The 16,425-nt window shown below is 44.3% G+C and carries 12 protein-coding genes; 9 read left to right on the top strand and 3 right to left on the bottom strand.

Translation table 11 applies throughout. The annotated features are described in order from the left end of the window. Window positions 1–33: 33 nt before the first annotated feature. Window positions 34–1,305: an adenosylmethionine--8-amino-7-oxononanoate transaminase gene (gene bioA / locus M5X66_RS04970; RefSeq protein ID WP_036949791.1), complete on the bottom strand. Its 1,272-nt coding sequence runs from the start codon at window positions 1,303–1,305 to the stop codon at window positions 34–36. Between the two features lie 159 nt (window positions 1,306–1,464). Between bioA and bioB the strand changes: the two genes are divergently transcribed. From bioB to M5X66_RS05000, 6 genes are all read left to right on the top strand, one after another. Beyond that, a complete protein-coding gene (gene bioB / locus M5X66_RS04975; RefSeq protein WP_051422575.1) occupies window positions 1,465–2,451 on the top strand; it encodes a biotin synthase BioB in 987 nt (328 codons plus the stop codon). Then, window positions 2,451–3,608: an 8-amino-7-oxononanoate synthase gene (bioF, locus tag M5X66_RS04980; protein ID WP_270103905.1), complete on the top strand. Its 1,158-nt coding sequence runs from the start codon at window positions 2,451–2,453 to the stop codon at window positions 3,606–3,608. Before bioB ends, bioF begins: the two co-directional genes overlap by 1 nt. Continuing rightward, on the top strand, window positions 3,586–4,401 hold the full coding sequence (bioC, locus tag M5X66_RS04985; protein ID WP_036949785.1) for a malonyl-ACP O-methyltransferase BioC: 816 nt from the start codon (window positions 3,586–3,588) through the stop codon (window positions 4,399–4,401). The genes bioF and bioC overlap by 23 nt, the downstream gene beginning before the upstream one ends. Continuing rightward, window positions 4,394–5,068 carry a dethiobiotin synthase gene (gene bioD, locus M5X66_RS04990; protein ID WP_036949783.1) on the top strand — a complete coding sequence of 225 codons (675 nt, stop codon included), beginning with the start codon at window positions 4,394–4,396 and terminating at the stop codon, window positions 5,066–5,068. The genes bioC and bioD overlap by 8 nt, the downstream gene beginning before the upstream one ends. 624 nt (window positions 5,069–5,692) lie before the next feature. After that, window positions 5,693–7,711 carry an excinuclease ABC subunit UvrB gene (gene uvrB, locus M5X66_RS04995; protein WP_270103906.1) on the top strand — a complete coding sequence of 673 codons (2,019 nt, stop codon included), beginning with the start codon at window positions 5,693–5,695 and terminating at the stop codon, window positions 7,709–7,711. A 222-nt stretch (window positions 7,712–7,933) separates the two neighbouring features. Further along, entirely contained in the window at window positions 7,934–8,845 is a 912-nt protein-coding gene (locus M5X66_RS05000; RefSeq protein WP_270103907.1) for an Rpn family recombination-promoting nuclease/putative transposase, read from the top strand. A gap of 71 nt (window positions 8,846–8,916) precedes the next feature. Here the strand turns inward: M5X66_RS05000 and pgtP are convergent, their stop codons facing one another. Next, a complete protein-coding gene (gene pgtP, locus M5X66_RS05005; RefSeq protein ID WP_036949779.1) occupies window positions 8,917–10,296 on the bottom strand; it encodes a phosphoglycerate transporter PgtP in 1,380 nt (459 codons plus the stop codon). A gap of 400 nt (window positions 10,297–10,696) precedes the next feature. Between pgtP and M5X66_RS05010 the strand changes: the two genes are divergently transcribed. From M5X66_RS05010 to pgtA, 3 genes are read left to right on the top strand one after another with little or no spacing between them, the layout of a single operon-like run. Further along, entirely contained in the window at window positions 10,697–11,926 is a 1,230-nt protein-coding gene (locus M5X66_RS05010; protein WP_036949777.1) for an ABC transporter substrate-binding protein, read from the top strand. Next, on the top strand, window positions 11,923–13,929 hold the full coding sequence (gene pgtB, locus M5X66_RS05015) for a two-component system sensor histidine kinase PgtB (RefSeq protein ID WP_154599900.1): 2,007 nt from the start codon (window positions 11,923–11,925) through the stop codon (window positions 13,927–13,929). The genes M5X66_RS05010 and pgtB overlap by 4 nt, the downstream gene beginning before the upstream one ends. Further along, window positions 13,922–15,169, top strand: coding sequence for a two-component system response regulator PgtA (gene pgtA / locus M5X66_RS05020; RefSeq protein ID WP_132494326.1), 1,248 nt, complete (start codon window positions 13,922–13,924; stop codon window positions 15,167–15,169). Before pgtB ends, pgtA begins: the two co-directional genes overlap by 8 nt. Before the next feature lie 63 nt (window positions 15,170–15,232). On the opposite strand, the gene M5X66_RS05025 is transcribed toward pgtA, so the two are convergent. Further along, window positions 15,233–16,141, bottom strand: a complete 909-nt coding sequence (locus M5X66_RS05025; RefSeq protein WP_036949771.1) for a gluconeogenesis factor YvcK family protein — start codon at window positions 16,139–16,141, stop codon at window positions 15,233–15,235. Window positions 16,142–16,425 lie beyond the last annotated feature (284 nt).

Below are 16,425 nucleotides of genomic sequence, written 5' to 3' on the forward strand. Positions count from 1 at the left end.
GCCGCTGTGTGAATAACCCAGCGACAGGTTTCATTACGCGGTAAGCACTTTTTCCATTGCTTGAGTTATTTTGCTTAGCTGCTCTGGGGTAATAATATACGGCGGCATCACATAAATAAGCTTACCAAATGGGCGTACCCATACCCCTTCAGCCACAAAAATTTTCTGCAATTCGGCCGTATTGACCGGCTGCTTCATCTCAATCACACCAATAGTGCCTAGCACCCGAACATTTTGAACACAGGAATAACGGGCAAGGGGAAGTAACTCCGTTTTCAGTTGCTGCTCAATGTTGGCAACAGTCTCTTGCCATGGGCTTTCTAGCAATAATTTCAAACTGGCATTGGCAACGGCACAGGCTAATGGATTTCCCATAAAGGTCGGTCCGTGCATAAAGCAGCCTGCTTCTCCATTACTTATTGTCTCAGCCACATGACGGGTTGCGATAGTGGCAGAGAGCGTCATATACCCTCCCGTCAAACCTTTTCCTAGGCACATGATATCAGGTGAAATTTCCGCATGCTGGCAAGCGAATAACTTTCCGGTACGACCAAACCCTGTGGCGATTTCATCCGCAATGAGCAGTAATCCGTAACGGTCACAAAGCTCACGAACGCCTTTGAGGTAATTAGGATGATAAAAACGCATTCCTCCCGCACCTTGAACGATAGGTTCGAGGATGATCGCGGCAATGTCCTGATGATTTTCGGCAAGTTGATGCTTGAGTGGCTGAAGATCATTTTCATTCCACTCGTCATGGAAACCACACTGAGGTGCATCGACAAAAATATGGGGCGGTAAATAACCTTTGTATAAACCGTGCATCGAGTTGTCAGGATCACACACCGCCATCGCACCAAAAGTATCGCCATGGTAACCATGACGTAATGTGAGGATTCGCTGGCGTTTTTCACCGCGAGCTTGCCAGTATTGCAGCGCCATTTTTAAGGAAACTTCTACGGCGACTGAGCCAGAATCCGCAAGAAAAACACACTCGAGTGGCTCTGGGGTGATGGCAACCAGTTGTTTGCATAATGCAATGGCGGGTGGATGGGTAATGCCCCCGAACATCACGTGAGACATTTTCGCTAGTTGGTCGGTGACCGCTTGATTGAGGACTGGGTGATTATAGCCATGGATGGTTGCCCACCACGATGACATCCCGTCAATCAGTCTTCTACCATCTTCCATAATCAGCTCCGCACCTTCTGCGGCAACGATTGGATAGGCAGGAATAGGGTGGCTCATTGAGGTGTAAGGATGCCAAATGTGCTTGGCATCAAAAGCAATATCACAACTGTCCATTATTATCTTTCGTCAACTTTTTTTAGATCATTTAGTTGACATGATAATCGCAATATTTAAACTGGCAACAACTTTTTCAACTGGAGAGTTCCCGTGAGCCAACTAAAACAATGTTCAGTAAAAAACTGGACAATAAAACAAGCTAACGAACTGTTTTCAATGCCGTTTTTCGAATTACTATTTCAAGCACAGCAAGTACATCGCCAACATTTTGACCCGCAACAAGTGCAAGTGAGCACGTTGCTGTCTATCAAAACAGGGGCATGTCCTGAAGATTGTAAGTATTGCGCTCAGAGTGCGCGGTATAAAACAGGCTTAGAAACTGAGCGCTTGATGGAAGTCCAGCAAGTGGTTGAATCGGCGAAAAAAGCCAAAAATGCCGGTTCTACGCGTTTTTGTATGGGGGCTGCATGGCGTAACCCGAAAGAGCGTGATATGCCTTACCTTGAAATGATGGTCAAGGAAGTGAAAGCGTTAGGCATGGAAACGTGCATGACGCTGGGGATGATTGATGATTCGCAAGCGGGTCGCTTAGCGGACGCGGGCTTGGATTACTATAACCATAACCTTGATACCTCACCGGAATATTACGGCAATATTATCACCACGCGAACTTACCAAGATCGTTTAGATACGCTAGATAACGTGCGTAATGCGGGAATTAAAGTTTGCTCGGGTGGGATTTTGGGCTTAGGTGAAAAAGTCAGTGACCGTGCGGCATTACTCGTGCAGCTGGCTAACTTACCAAAACCACCAGAGAGCGTGCCTATCAATATGTTGATGAAGGTTGAAGGTACTCCAATGGCTGATAATGAAGATGTCGATCCATTTGATTTTATTCGTACCATTGCAGTGGCGCGGATCATGATGCCAAGCTCCTATGTGCGTTTATCCGCAGGTCGCGAACATATGAACGAGCAAACGCAGGCGCTGTGTTTTATGGCAGGTGCGAACTCTGTTTTCTATGGCTGCAAACTGTTAACCACGCCAAACCCTGATGAAAACAAAGATATTGCGCTGTTTAAGAAGCTGAATATCAACCCTGAACGTATCGAAATGGAAGACGGGGAAGATCTACAAGCAGCGAAACTGGCAGAAACACTGTTAACCGCTGACAATCCGCAATTCTATAATGCGGCAGTCTGATGGGCTGGACATCGTTTATCGATAGCCAATTGCAGAAGCGTAAAGACGCTTCTGCATGGCGTGAGCGCAGATGTATTGAAAAAAGCTCTGGTCGGGAACTCCATTTTCAAGGCAAAAGCTACCTGAATTTTTCGTCGAATGATTATTTAGGGCTGAGCCAACATCCTGAAATTATCCGTGCTTGGCAGCAAGGTGCGCAAGAGTATGGAGTAGGAAGTGGCGGCTCTGGACATATCACGGGGTTCACTCACGCTCATCACCAAGCGGAGCAGAAGCTGGCGGATTGGCTAGGCTATCCACGTGCCATTTTGTTTATTTCTGGCTTTGCCGCTAACCATGCCTTGATCACCGCGTTAATGACGGCGGAAGACCGTATTCTGGCTGATAAACTCAGCCATGCTTCTTTGTTAGAAGGGGCGATGCATTCCCAAGCCCAGTTACGACGCTTTAGCCACAATAGTGTTAATTCCTTAAAAAAACTAATCAGCAAACCCCATACAGCGAAAACGTTAGTAGTGACGGAAGGGGTGTTCAGCATGGATGGGGACAGTGCACCACTTGATGAACTGCAAACACTGGCTCACGCTCACAATGCATGGTTGATGGTGGATGATGCTCATGGACTTGGGATCTGGGGCAAGCAAGGGCGTGGTAGTTGTGATGAATATGGTATTAAGCCCGATATTCTCGTGGCCACTTTTGGTAAAGCCGTTGGCGTTAGCGGGGCAGCGGTGTTGTGTGATGAACGCACTGCGGACTTTTTAATTCAAGCGGCTCGTCACCTTATTTACAGCACCTCAATGCCTCCAGCTCAAGCCGTTGCTATCTCGGCGGCGGTAGGAGAAATTCAACAAGCGGATGAACAGCGGGCTCAATTACAGCGCAATATTCACTATTTTAAGCGCCAGCTTAATTTACCGGATATGCATCTGGTGGATTCAAATACAGCTATCCAACCGTTAATTGTCGGGGATAACGAAAAGAGTTTGCAGTTATCACAATTTTTGCGCGAGAAAGGCATTTGGGTTCAAGCAATTAGACCACCAACGGTTCCTCCGGGGAGTGCCAGATTACGCATGACACTAAGTGCTGCCCACCAGCAAGAAGATATCGACAAATTATTGGAGGCACTCAATGAATTTGTCTTTGTATCATGATGAGACGAGTTTATCGCGAAATACGCAAGAAAAAGCCAAGATAGCGTCGGCATTTGGGCGTGCAGCCTCTCGCTATGATTCTCTGGCTAGCTATCAACAAAATAGCGGTAAGCAGCTGCTTAGCTTATTAGAAAGCCACGGGGTAATAGAGACGCCTATGTTTTCTCAACAGGTATTAGATGCAGGTTGTGGAACAGGGTTTTTTAGCCAAATTATCAAACAGACGGGAGCGCATGTGACGGCGCTTGACCTCTCTGCGGGCATGCTAGATGTCGCGCGAAACAAGCAATCGGCGCACTGTTATGTGTGTGGGGATATGGATACGCTTCCTTTTGAGGATGCCAGTTTTGATTGGGTATTTTCGAATTTGGCCATTCAGTGGTGCGATGATTTATCTCATGCTCTGGGTGAGTTATACCGCGTGACAAAGCCAGGAGGAATTATCGGTTTTACCACCTTAGCGGAGCACTCCCTTGGCGAGCTTTCGGCGGCTTGGAAAGCGTTGGATGATTCCCCTCATGTAAACCGTTTTTTACCCTACTCAAACATTGTTAAGAGCTGTCAGGGCTGGCGTAGCCAACTTTATCAACAAGCGGACACTCTCTATTTTTCGAACCTCATTGAATTACTTAATTCAGTGAAGGGAATCGGTGCAACTCACTTAACTGCGGGTCGCCAAGCGGGGCTGATGACTCGTCAGCGTTTGCAGCAACTCAGCTCAGTATATCCAAGTACTGAGAAAGGGCTGCCATTAACCTATCAAACTGTATTTGGAATTATTTATCGTGACTAAAACGTATTTTGTAACCGGAACGGATACCGAAATTGGCAAAACCATGTCGAGCTGTGCATTGTTACAAGCAGCTAATCTGCAAGGGCTAAAAACCGTAGGATATAAGCCAGTAGCTTCTGGTAGCGAAATGACCGCACAAGGTTTGCGTAATAGCGATGCACTACAGCTTCAAGCGAATAGCCGCGTCGTAGTACCTTATGAGCAAATTAATCCCATCATTTTTGAAGCGCCGACGTCACCTCACATTGTCAGTGAAAAAACTGGGCAGTCCATTGAGTTTTCCGTGATGACTCAAGGACTAAAACAGCTACAAGCACAGGCGGAATGGGTGTTAGTGGAAGGAGCTGGCGGTTGGTATACCCCATTATCTGCCGAACAAACCTACGCAGATTGGGTGGTTGAACAGCGGTTACCCGTGATTTTAGTGGTAGGTGTGAAGCTTGGGTGTATTAACCATGCGGTATTAACTGCGCAAGCCGTGAAAGCCTCAGGGTTATCGTTAGTTGGTTGGATTGCGAATGAAGTGGAACCCGCGGGCACTTATCAACAAGAATATCTCACTGCACTGAAACGGATGATCGATGCGCCATGCTTAGGGATCATCCCGCATATCAAAAGCCAATCTACCGATTCTTTAGGGCAATATTTAAACCTTTCCTATCTTTAAGATCCCTTAAAAATCTTAGTAAACCCGCTATACAATTAGGTATGGTGGGAGTACGCCTTTTACTTGTTTTCGCCGATCTTTTTTAACGCTAATGATCCTTTTTTTGTCAAGTTTCATAGGAAAAATACTAAGTAGTTTCCGTAAAAAAACAGAATATTTTTCTTTTGTCACGAATGGAGAGTAAAAACACTTTCATCATTTCGCCATATTTCTGTCATTTTATCGCCAAACCGTAAAATGAGCATGCTACGGGAGTGCATGAGGCGGAAGGGCTTCCAGAGTTATCCACTATTTCTGTGGATAACCTTGTGAATTAACATTCAAAAACCATTCTAATGCTAGGTGACAAGCGGCTTTGCCTTTATTTGATGTGATTCTGGGCTTTTATGTAATTTTGTTTAAATACAATTAGTTAAATAAAAGCAAGCGTTCTATTTAGATTTGCGTTAAAGCCTAAAAGTCGAAAAGCATAAAATATCTCCTTTCAAAAAGGTCAAGTTTTATTTTGGGGATAACATTTTCGTAAACAGATTTCAACCTCATAAAAAGGAAATTTATCACCAGCACTTGAAGCTGGTTTTTTATCCAGTATCATAGGCGAGAGATTATTAAAGAGGCATAACTATGAGCAAGGATTTTAAACTGTATTCTGATTTTCAGCCGGGAGGCGATCAGCCTGAGGCGATTCGTAAATTAAGAGAAGGATTAGAAGATGGTCTTGCTCATCAAACCTTGCTAGGGGTTACTGGATCAGGGAAAACGTTTACAATTGCGAACGTTATCGCGCAAGAAAATCGACCAACGATGTTGATGGCGCATAACAAAACCTTGGCGGCACAACTCTACAGTGAAATGAAAGCCTTCTTTCCTGAGAACGCAGTAGAGTATTTCGTTTCTTACTATGATTATTATCAACCTGAGGCGTATGTCCCCAGCTCAGATACCTTTATTGAGAAAGATGCCTCGGTAAACGAACATATTGAGCAGATGCGTTTGTCTGCAACCAAAGCTTTACTTGAGCGTCGTGATGTCATTGTTGTGGCATCGGTCTCTGCAATTTATGGGTTGGGTGATCCTGACAGTTATTTGAAAATGATGCTGCACTTGACTGATGGCATGATCATTGATCAGCGCTCTATTTTGCGCCGCCTTGCAGATTTGCAGTATACCCGTAATGACCAAGCATTCACGCGAGGAACATTCCGCGTTCGTGGCGAAGTAATCGATATTTTCCCAGCAGAATCCGATGAGTATGCATTAAGAGTTGAACTCTTTGATGATGAAGTGGAGCGATTATCGTTGTTTGACCCGTTAACTGGGGCTATTCAACATCGAGTACCACGCTTTACCGTTTACCCTAAAACTCACTATGTGACGCCAAGAGAACGGATCCTTGAGGCGATGGAAAATATCAAAGTCGAGTTAGCGGATAGGCGCAAAGTGCTGCTAGAGAATCATAAGCTCCTGGAAGAGCAGCGGATCACTCAGCGCACCCAATTTGACTTGGAAATGATGAATGAGCTGGGATACTGCTCAGGTATTGAAAACTATTCACGTTATCTCTCAGGGCGTGCACCGGGCGAGCCACCGCCAACATTATTTGATTATTTACCTGCTGATGGCTTGCTGGTTGTGGATGAGTCTCACGTCACTATCCCACAAATTGGGGCGATGTATAAAGGTGACCGTTCTCGTAAAGAGACTCTTGTAGAGTATGGTTTCCGACTGCCTTCTGCCCTCGATAACCGCCCAATGCGTTTTGAAGAATTTGAAGCTTTAGCGCCTCAAACTATCTATGTGTCAGCGACACCGGGTAATTATGAGCTGGATAAGTCGGGGCAGGAAGTGATTGAGCAGGTAGTTAGGCCGACAGGGCTGCTTGATCCGCTGATTGAAGTGCGTCCGGTGGCAACGCAGGTGGATGACTTACTTTCTGAAATTCGTATTCGCGTTCAGAAACAGGAGCGCGTGCTGGTCACCACACTAACCAAACGCATGGCGGAAGACCTCACCGAATATTTAGAAGAGCATGGGGAGCGAGTTCGCTATCTACACTCAGATATCGACACAGTGGAACGTGTTGAAATTATCCGTGATTTACGTCTTGGTGAGTTTGATGTACTGGTTGGGATCAACTTATTGCGAGAAGGTTTGGATATGCCAGAAGTTTCGTTGGTGGCTATCCTTGATGCTGATAAAGAAGGTTTCTTACGTTCAGAACGTTCACTGATCCAAACCATCGGTCGTGCAGCGCGTAACTTGAACGGTAAAGCCATTTTGTATGGGGATAGAATCACTAACTCCATGGAAAAAGCGATTGCTGAGACAGAGCGACGCCGTGCCAAACAGATGGCGTTTAACGAAGCCCATGGTATCACGCCTAAAGGCTTGAACAAGAAAGTGGGGGACATCCTCCAGATTGGTCACAAAGTGGGTGGTAAAGGGAAAGGGCGCGGTAAAGAGATCATCAAAGATGAATCTCTGCTTAATGTTCAGTCCATGTCAACGAAAGAGCTGGAGCAGCGTATTTCTCAACTGGAAGCGCAGATGTATAAACATGCTCAAGATCTGGAATTTGAAGCTGCTGCGCGGGTTCGCGATGAGTTACAAACACTACGAAACCAATTTATCGCCAATTCGTAATTTTTAAAAATCGCTAAAAAATACGCTAATTTATTAAGTGCCTCTTAGCGCTGCAATATGCGGGTTAAGGGGCTTTTTTATGAATGGAATAAGTTAGTAAAGTTATTTATAACAACAAGTTAGCTTGTCAAGTAATTTGCGGTAATTAGGACTAACTTTTTCTCACACTTGCAAAAATATTGGTTAGTATCTCGTCACCTTATGAACCAAGACGAGGCCGAGATGGCGACCCAATCAATTGTAGCTCCTCATGATTCAACCTTTAAAGGCTTTATGAGCAAAGTGGATAATGCGCGGGATTTTTTTGAAGTCCATCTTCCTAATCGCATTAAGCACCTTTGCAATTTTGATACCTTGAAGTTAGCCAGCGCTTCATTTGTGGATAAAACATTGCGTTCTCGTTTTTCGGACATGCTCTACTCCGTGCAAACACTTATGGGTAAAGGGTATTTTTACTTTTTAGTTGAGCACCAATCTTCCCCTGATAAGCTGATGGGGTGGCGGATGATGCATTATGCATTTTGCGCGATGAATCAACACTTACAACAAGGACATAAAACCTTGCCGCTGGTGGTTCCCATCTTGTTTTATCATGGAAATCAATCCCCTTATCCTTATTCCCAATCATGGACAGATTGCTTTGAGTGGTCTGATTTAGCGCATGATTTGTATTGTAATCCACTGCCGTTAGTGGATGTAACAGTGGCAAGTGATGATGAACTTGTGAATCACCGAAAAGTTGCGGCGTTGGAGTTAGTTCTCAAACACTCATCCCTGAAAGATGACCTTATGGTGCTGTCAAAACGCTTAGCGCAGGTGATCCATGAGAACGAAAACCATCGCGACGACGTTATTTTAATCATCAACTATCTGTTTAGTGTGATGGATACGCCGACATACAAGAAGATAGTCAAAACATTAATAGAGAAAACAGAAGGATATCAGGAGACCGTTATGACAATTGCTGATCGATTAAGAAATGAAGGGCGAGAAGAAGCTCGACAAGAAGAGCAGGAGAAGGCCAAACAACGCACTTATGCCCAAGTTTTGACCAGCTTAAGTTTAGGTTTAAACATTGATGTTATTAGTCAAATTACAGGTTTATCCCCGACAGAAATCGAAGCAATGTATTAATACATAAAGAAAACTGAGTTCAGTGAGAAATTGAACTCAGTCATATTTTTAGTCGAATTTTCTTAGCGAGATTAAGCGTTAGCTAACTGACCTTTTGCTATTACCGATTGACGGTTACGCTCAAGTTCCAATGCGCCTAAGTGGGACAGCACACAGAAGATAATGCAGCAAACAATCCCCCCTAAGAGCAGATAGAAACCTGCATGCCAACCCATACGGTCAACCACGAAACCAAATAAGCTAGTACCTAATGTTGCGCCAAGGATATAGCTCATAAAACCACGTAGGCCGACGGCTGAACCAACTGCGAAGCTTGGCACGATTTCCATTGTTTGTACTGATGCTAAGAACTGAGGCACATAGATTAAGCAACCAACTACTGCTGCAAAGAAGGTGACGACAGCTAATGATTGGCTCTGCCAGTAACCGATGAGGCAGAAGAAAATCAGTGTCATACAAACAATAGCTAACGGCATTCTACGACCTTTAAATAGTTTGTCCGTTAACCAACCAGCTAATAAAGTGGATGGAATCGCTGCCCATTCGAAGAATAAAAATGCAACGCTCATCTGATCTTTAGAGAAGTTTTTCTCTGTCAGCAGGTAGATTGGTAGCCAGCTGATCACGCCGAAACGTACCATATACACAAAGACGTCAACGAAAGAGATATACCACGCATTTTTGTTTTTCAGTACATAGGTACAGAAAATTTGGAAGGCGCTCATATTCTCCGGTGATTGTTCTTTTTGCGCTGAAGTCAGGATCACTTTTTCTTCTGGCATCATTTGGTCAAGCGCAGGTAAACCCTCTTGTTTTGGGGAACCTTTGCCTAATACCAACACAATTCCTGCAAATAAAATCGCAATACAAGCGGGAACCATGTAGCTCGCACTTTGCCAGTGCTCAGTGCCTAATACGGCGAAAGCAGCACCGACGATTGGGGCAACAATACCACCACCCACGTTATGAGAAATATTCCAGAATGCACCGATACGGCCACGTTCACGACGCGGGAACCAGTTTGCAATGGTGATAAATGACGGACCCACACCCATGCCTTGGAACATACCATTAAGCACTACAAAACCAACGAATAACCAGAATGCGTTACTAAACCCCATTCCGAAGTTGACAATGGCGCACAGGATCAAACCAAATGCCATAAATGCTTTTGGGCTGGCTTTATCGGCAAGGCTACTCATCACGCCTTTACTGATCCCGTAAGCAATCAGCATACAGCTAGTTAGTAGACCAATTTGGGTGGTACTTAAATCTAAGTTTTCTTTCAAATACGGGGTAGAGAGCGTGAAGTTGTTACGGACAATATAGTAAGCCAAATAACCTAAGAACACGCTGAGTAGTGCTTGAACGCGATAGCGTTTATAGGCGGCAGGAACTTTTTCTGGTGCAATTTGTTTTTTTGCCGTGGCTGGCGTTAAAAATGACAGCATAGGTTCACCTGTGAAATAGAGTAAAAAGAAATTCCCTGATGTTTTTTGTCGTTTTATTTCTGACAGACTCATCATGTTCTTGTTGAAAAAATATCGCAATATGAAGGGTTTGGGTCAAAATTGACCCAATTTTGTATAGTGACGAGTCAAATTGACCCATTCATAAATTAACGGGAATGGATTTCAAAAAACGCGCAACTAAGGGTTGATTTAATCGCGTAACAATGAGAATAAAGCGGGTAAGTTTTGTCATGTGCTCATAAATCCGAAAAGGGTAAAATTTGTCTCAAATGCACTTTTTGACAAACTCACATTATTGTTACTTTCTTTGATATGAATCACATCTACCCAGGGGATGACTACGCTTATGAGACTAATAACACCAATTCGTCCACTGATAATGCGGCTCTGTTTTTTTATTATCTTGCTAAACAGCGTGGGAATTAGCCATGCGAAAAATGATGAGTTGGTGATAGCGACAACATTCTCACCCGAAGCGACACAAGCGATAGTCACGAATTGGAATGCGCGAGAGGATGCAATACCCATCCGCACGATTAATCGAACCAGTGCCTCATTAGAGCGCTTGTTAGATACCGATGCTTTGGAAAATGTCGATTTAATTCTGACCTCCTCGCCGATGCTGATGCACCATTTGCAGCAGCATAATCGGTTGAGTGCATTGCCGGATATTCCTGAGTATTCCCAGCGCTTAATTCCTGAATCTTTAAAAGGTTCCGTTGCTGCGGTGGCATTTTCTGGATATGGCATTTTGACCAACCGAAAGTGGATGGAGCAAAACAAATTACCTATTCCTAAGACATGGGATGACCTGACAAATAGCCAATATCAAGGCTCGTTACTGATAAGCGGTCCATCTCGTTCTGATACCTATCATTTAATGATTGAGTCGTTATTACAGCAGCGGGGATGGGAAGATGGATGGCGCATTTTACTGGGAATGTCGGGGAATTTAGCCACTGTATCATCACGCAGTTTTGGGGTAGCCGATAAAATCAAAGTGGGGCTAGGTGGGGCAGCACCGATTATTGATAACTACGCGAATGTGCTATTAGCTGACCCTGAACTCGAGTTTCACTATCTGCCTGATTCAGCCACATCGCCGACGTTTATTGCGATCACTCGCCATAGTTTAGCGCCAGAGAATGCGCGAAAGCTGATTGATTTTTTACTCAGTGAACAAGGGCAAAAAGTGTTTGCAGACAGCAGCACAGGGAAATACCCAGTTACTCCTCTTGAGGATGACAACCCTCGAAAAGCGCAGCAAAGCCAGCTATTAGATTCGCCTAAACCGCTGGATGTCCAGTTGGTATTACAGCGCCAGCGATTAGTTCAACAACTGTTTGATGCGGCGATCACGTTTCGTTTAACGGAATCGAAAGATGCTTGGCGTGCGGTGTATATGGCGGAAGCTAAGCTAAAGCACTCTTTACCAGAGGTTCGAGCGCTACTGACGGCGATGCCAGTCAGTGCGAAAGAAAGTGAAGATCCTGCTTATTATTCGCGTTTTGAAGATAATCGCAAAGCGGAAGAGGAATATATGCGCTGGCAGCATTTCTTTCAGGAACAGCAACGTCAAGCCATCAGTGTATTGGAAGCGATTAAATGAAAACATCGATAGTGAAATTGATGGGGCGCTTCAGTATTACGGCTATTTTACGTGGCGCCTTTATCGCGGGCGCTTTGATGACACTGATCGTCAGTTGCGTCAGCTTATATGCATGGCAAGAGCAAAATAAGCAGATCCGCTACGCACTTGGAGACTATTTTCCCAAAATGCAGGCTTCATTTTTGATTGAAGGGCAGCTAAATACCTTAGTCAATGAATTGAACGAATTTTTAAAAGCGCCAAATACAGCGACGAGATTACAACTACGCAATCAGATCACCGCACATTTAGCGCAAATAGCCGCTTTTAATCAGCAATTGAATGGGCAGGATCAACAGCAAATCTCTGTCATTTTGACCCAAAGTCAGGATCTTTTACAGCGCTTGGATAAGGCACTATATGCCCTGTTTTTAGCACGGGAAAAAATTAATACATTATCTTCTCGGATCAACTGGTTACATGACGATTTTAGTACGGAGCTCAACTCGTTATCGCAAGATATTAGCCTACAACAAGGCTCTTTACTGGACAAAATTGAGCAAGATCCTCTTCAAGCCAAAGGGTTACAAAGTCGGCTACGTAACGTGCAAGGAGAGTTGCAGTTAATTTATACACTGGCGCGTTTGGAAGAGCAGATCACCAATATTTTGACGGGGCGCTTGAAGGATATTCAAGGGGATGATGCTTTTGATGAGCCCATCGATGTTAACGGCTATGCCCGTTATTTAGGGTACTTAAAAACGAATTTAGCTGCCAATGAAGAGGCGTTGAATTTATATCCAAGTTCAGTGACGCTGCGTCAAACCATCGATGAGTTGTTAGATATCGGCCTTTCGGATAACCAAATGCTTGAAGTCCTGCAAAATTATCAAACGGCGAAAAGAGCCTTAAATGAAGCGACGACCGAAAAAGAGCGAATTTTGGCTGATTTTCGCTCTCAGCTTGATTTGCAACTTGGGAGCAGCCACTTTCAGCTACAAACGCTAAACCAGCGTTTAGCGAACATTATGTCGTGGAGTGGCACAATTATTATTATTACCGCAGGGTTGGCATTACTGTTGGTATTGCTGTTCAACATGCTGTTTATTCGTCCTCGTTTGGTCAAACGTTTTACCGCATTAAACCAAGCAGTGGCTCGGATCAGTATTGGGGATTTGACGACCCATATTCCTGTCGAAGGTCGTGATGAGTTAGGGCGAATTGGCACGCTGTTACAGCGCAGTATTGCTCAAATCAATCAACAGAAAACCCAGCTAGAACAAGAGATTGCAGAACGTAAGGCAATAGAGGAAAACTTACGAACTACGCAAAACGAGCTGATCCAAACGGCAAAACTCGCCGTCGTGGGGCAGACGATGACCACCTTAGCTCACGAAATTAACCAACCGCTAAATGCGCTCTCTATGCACCTGTTTATGGCGAAAAAAGGGTTGCCAGAGCAAGATAATGACACCTCGTTGATGGCGATAAATAAGTCAGAGCAACTTGTGGCTCGAATGGATGGCATTGTGCGCTCACTGCGTCAATTCGCTCGTAAGCGTGATGATAATGAGCAATTACAACCTGTGAATTTACGCCAATCAATTCAAAGCGCTTGGGATGTTCTGAAGCTTCAACATAAAACCCGCAAAGTGATATTAAGTTATCCAGATATATTGCCTAAGGTGCTGGGGGATGAAATTGGTATTCAGCAGGTGTTGGTTAACTTGCTCTCTAACGCGCTTGATGCCAGCCCCACAGAAGCAGAAATCACCGTTGATTACAGTGAAACCGCGGATAAGTTGCTGTTGACCTTGTGTGATAACGGGACGGGTTGGCCATTGCATTTAGCGGATACATTAATGAAACCCTTTACGACAAGCAAAGAGATTGGGCTGGGGGTTGGGTTATCCATTAGCCAATCGATTATGCAGCAAATTGGTGGCGAGTTGAGAATCGCTTCTACACTGCGTGGAAATGGGTGTGTAATTTTAGAATTTAAAAAGGTACTTGAAGATGCTTGATGACAACCATGACATATTGCTGATTGATGATGATAAAGATGTATTGGAAGCGTATTGTCTGCTACTCGAACAAGCAGGGTACCGAGTTTATGCGTGTGATAACCCATTGACAGCAAAAGAGTTAGTTCACCGTGATTGGTGCGGCATTATTCTTAGCGATGTGTGTATGCCGGAATGTTCGGGCATCGAGTTGATGACACTATTTCTCGCCAAAGACAAACATCTCCCTGTGGTATTGATCACCGGGCATGGGGATGTACCAATGGCGGTGGAAGCAGTCAAAATGGGGGCATGGGATTTTCTACAAAAACCCATTAACCCAGAATATCTTTTAGAGCAAGTTGCCAAAGCGCTGGCGGCACGGAAACAGCGTGTATTGCAGCGCCGGTGGGGCAAAAACCAATTGATGCTCAATTTTGTAGGGAGCAGTGAGTGGTCTTTACAAGTTCGCGGGCAGCTTCAAGGGTTATCGGAAACCCTTGCCGCAGTGTTCTTACAAGGAGAGTTAGGGAGTGGTCGCACTTACTTAGCGCGCTATCTGCATCAAATTAGCACACCACAGCAAGCGCCATTGGTGATCAAAACATTATTAAATGAGCAAGAAGTGCCTGTTGAAACATGGGTCTCTGAGGCACGCTCAGGAACATTAGTGATTAAGAATATTGAGTTACTCCCTGTGAACCAACAGCGTTATTTGGTTCAGCATTTACAGCAAGACCAACGGGAATTTCGTTTGGTTGGGATCTCAGATCAGCCGCTGCTTACTTTGACTAAACAGCAGCAGATTATTGCAGAACTTTATTATTATTTTTCATTAACTCAGGTGAATTGTTTACCGTTATCCCTGCGTAAAGCGGATATTCCGGTTTTATTCCAACACTATTTAGAGCTGGCTTGTACTCGATTGAATCAGAAATTGCCTGAACTGGATGAGTCTTTCATCAAAAAACTGAGTCGTCGTCATTGGCCTGGAAATGTAACGGAGTTAGCCAACGCAGCGGAGCTGTACGCGGTTGGCATTATGCCAATGGGGGAGACAGCGAATCCGTTATTAACGTCGGTAGCGCCAACGGCATTAGATCAACAAATTGAAAATTATGAACGGCAGATTATTACGGAAGCTCTGAATATTCATCAAGGACGAATTAACGATGTGTCGGAATATCTGCAAATGCCACGGAAAAAACTCTATTTACGGATGAAAAAGTACGGATTAGACAAGCACCATTATCGGACTTAAATTATTGGAGATAAATAGAGAGAAAGTTGCAGGGATTGACCTGCAACTTAAAATTTCAGTGAATTACAGAAGGGGAATGGTCTCTTCGATGGCTTTCAGCAGTAAGTTTCTATCGTGGCGATAAGGAATATCATCAGCCTCTAATACTCGCTGAGTCACTTTGCGTTCTTGGCGGATTGTCGTGACATCGGTGCGTGGCCCTACAATCACCGCATCGATTTTCTTGCGCCCAATATAACGCTCCATCATGACTAGTTTTTCAGGAAGTGTGAGGCTGGCAGCGGAGGTGCTAATTTCCTTCCCTAAATTACCGATGTACACCATCGGCGCTTGGCTCTCTTTCAGGGCGCAGGCGATATCATCGAGTAATAACAGGGGCATTAAACTGGTAAAAAAACTTCCGGGGCCGATTAAAATCAAATCAGCTCGATGGATAGCATCAAGGGCTTCGCTGGTCGCTTTAACGGGAGGGTATAAACGCAATTCTTGCGGTAACTCCTGCAAAGCATCCACGTTAACTTCACCGTAGACTTCATTTCCCATATCATCAATAGCCATCAGGTCTACCGGTGATTCAGACATCGGGATTAATTGAGCATCCACTTTCAGCATATTGCGGATTAAATTGATGGCTTCAAGTGGGCGAACACTTAAATGGTCAAGGGATTTCAGCATTAGATTACCGAGATTATGTCCTGATAATTCCCCTGTACCTGCAAATCGATATTCAAACATCTTAGAGGCAATAGATGGCTCAGTAATCAACTGATTCAAGCAATTACGCATATCACCCCAAGCAATTCCTCCTTCAGAGCGACGAATTCGCCCTGTAGAGCCACCATTATCCGTGGTGGTGACAATGCCAGTTAAACGGGAGCCTAAAGATGAGAGAGAAGACATCACTCGACCAAGTCCATGTCCGCCCCCAAGGGCGACGACGTGATTAAGATTTGTCAAACTACGGTTTGGCATAGTGTTCCTATTTAAACAATCAATCTATTTAAACTGTCAATCTAGCTAAATTATCAATCTAGAATCAGTGCTAAAACAAAATTGGCGCTAATCTATCATAAAACACCATCTGAAGTTTACTTGCTGTGATAAAAAACAACAAAAGAGAATATTCTCGATCGGTATCACAAATTTCTTGATTATGTAGCTAAGCGTAATTAACTAGAACGGTATGAAAATAAAGGATATAGATGGGAGATTATTAACGCTTTCTATAATCAGATTAAATAGCGCTGTTTATTGTG

It is taken from the genome of Providencia sp. PROV188 (assembly GCF_027595165.1).
Classification (GTDB): domain Bacteria; phylum Pseudomonadota; class Gammaproteobacteria; order Enterobacterales; family Enterobacteriaceae; genus Providencia; species Providencia lanzhouensis.

Coding starts and splice junctions, on each gene's coding strand:
- bioA (WP_036949791.1), bottom strand. CDS start 1,305: ATGGACAGTTGTGATATTGCTTTTGATGCCAAGCACATTTGGCATCCT.
- bioB (WP_051422575.1), top strand. CDS start 1,465: ATGCCGTTTTTCGAATTACTATTTCAAGCACAGCAAGTACATCGCCAA.
- bioF (WP_270103905.1), top strand. CDS start 2,451: ATGGGCTGGACATCGTTTATCGATAGCCAATTGCAGAAGCGTAAAGAC.
- bioC (WP_036949785.1), top strand. CDS start 3,586: ATGAATTTGTCTTTGTATCATGATGAGACGAGTTTATCGCGAAATACG.
- uvrB (WP_270103906.1), top strand. CDS start 5,693: ATGAGCAAGGATTTTAAACTGTATTCTGATTTTCAGCCGGGAGGCGAT.
- M5X66_RS05000 (WP_270103907.1), top strand. CDS start 7,934: ATGGCGACCCAATCAATTGTAGCTCCTCATGATTCAACCTTTAAAGGC.
- pgtP (WP_036949779.1), bottom strand. CDS start 10,296: ATGCTGTCATTTTTAACGCCAGCCACGGCAAAAAAACAAATTGCACCA.
- M5X66_RS05010 (WP_036949777.1), top strand. CDS start 10,697: ATGCGGCTCTGTTTTTTTATTATCTTGCTAAACAGCGTGGGAATTAGC.
- pgtB (WP_154599900.1), top strand. CDS start 11,923: ATGAAAACATCGATAGTGAAATTGATGGGGCGCTTCAGTATTACGGCT.
- pgtA (WP_132494326.1), top strand. CDS start 13,922: ATGCTTGATGACAACCATGACATATTGCTGATTGATGATGATAAAGAT.
- M5X66_RS05025 (WP_036949771.1), bottom strand. CDS start 16,141: ATGCCAAACCGTAGTTTGACAAATCTTAATCACGTCGTCGCCCTTGGG.